Source organism: Oleiphilus sp. HI0086 (assembly GCF_001635225.1).
Window position 1 is genome coordinate 1 of sequence record NZ_LWFZ01001187.1, and the last position, 795, is coordinate 795.

The window sequence follows — 795 nt, forward strand, 5'->3', positions numbered from 1 at the left end:
TAAAGCCGCACATACTAACTAAAAATGCGTATCTATGCGACTCACTTGAAGAATCGTATCAAGAAATTGGGGCACCCCCCTATTATTACATACTATGTGTAGGACGATCTGAGCTTAAAGAGCCTGCCAGGTAGGTTTCAATCTTGTTTTTGGCAGTAGCATCTTCTTCGTTAAACTGAACACCGATGCCCGCTGCTCGATTACCCTGAGCACCCTTAGGAGTCACCCAGATAACCTTCCCAGCTACCGGGATTTTTTCAGGTTCTTCCATTAGATTTAACAGCAAAAACACCTCATCGCCAAGATGATAGTTTTTTGCGGTAGGTATAAATAGTCCGCCGTTTTTAATGAACGGCATATAGGCGGCATATAAAACAGCTTTATCCTTGATTGTTAGGGTAAGGATACCACTACGCGCCCCAAATCCTGCTGACATACAATTCTCTTAACAATAACGCGCCCGTACAAACACTTGAATACAAAGCACTAATTGGTCGTTGCACCCACTGTAACCCGAACAGTTTCGAGTAGTATTAAGGTGATATATCTTCAGTATAGGCAAGCAATTGAAAATTGCTTCACACTTTTGAGATCTTTATTAAACCGTTCTTTTAGCCATTAAGCCAGCCCATTGGTTCAATAAAAACTCAAACACCAGCTGCTTGTTAGGATTGCTTGTACCGAGCAACAAACGCAGTTGATCCAAGGCACTTTTGTATAAATCAAGTAACTGAGCCTCGGTCGAAACCTTAGCCAAATGGTCGATCATTTTTGCCGCCGCAAGTCCTTCAGTGG

Annotated in this window: 2 protein-coding genes; both read right to left on the reverse strand. The window is 42.5% G+C overall.

Going from position 1 to position 795, the window contains the following annotated elements; genetic code table 11:
- Window positions 1-85: 85 nt before the first annotated feature.
- Window positions 86-436 carry a PilZ domain-containing protein gene (locus A3756_RS20710; RefSeq protein ID WP_068513675.1) on the reverse strand — a complete coding sequence of 117 codons (351 nt, stop codon included), beginning with the start codon at window positions 434-436 and terminating at the stop codon, window positions 86-88.
- A 162-nt stretch (window positions 437-598) separates the two neighbouring features.
- Window positions 599-795 (reverse strand): hypothetical protein (locus A3756_RS20715; RefSeq protein WP_231875597.1); only part of this gene is annotated, 197 nt, incomplete at its 5' end.

What these genes read in the sequence shown, in the direction of transcription:
- A3756_RS20710 (WP_068513675.1), bottom strand. Translation starts at nt 436, where the DNA reads ATGTCAGCAGGATTTGGGGCGCGTAGTGGTATCCTTACCCTAACAATC.